General features: G+C 66.2%; 1 protein-coding gene. It reads left to right on the top strand.

The genetic code is table 11. The features are described from left to right. Positions 1–429: 3-deoxy-7-phosphoheptulonate synthase (locus tag ACYVD0_RS13250; protein ID WP_460427238.1), on the top strand; the 429-nt coding region annotated here is incomplete at both ends.

The raw sequence follows: 429 nt of genomic DNA, 5'->3' as shown, positions 1-429 counted from the left end.
CTGGCCTACCACCAGTCCACCGCCACCCTCAATCTGCTGCGCGCCTTCGCCCAGGGCGGCTTCGCCGACCTGCATCAGGTCCACCAGTGGAACCTCGACTTCATTGCCGATGCGGCGCTATCGGAGAAGTACAGCCAACTGGCCGACCGCATTGACGAGACCCTTGCCTTCATCCGCGCCTGCGGCCTGGAGAACGCGCCGCAACTGCATAAGACCAGCTTCTTCACCGCCCACGAGGCGCTGCTGCTGAGCTACGAGCAGGCCCTCACCCGTCGCGATAACCTGACTGGCGACTGGTACGACTGCTCCGCGCACATGCTGTGGATCGGCGACCGCACCCGCCAGCCGGACGGTGCCCACGTCGAGTTCCTGCGCGGCGTCAGCAACCCGATCGGGCTGAAGGTCGGGCCAAGCATGGACCCCGACGAG

Source organism: Azotobacter armeniacus (assembly GCF_054779355.1).
This window is presented reverse-complemented; position numbering and strand designations above follow the sequence as displayed.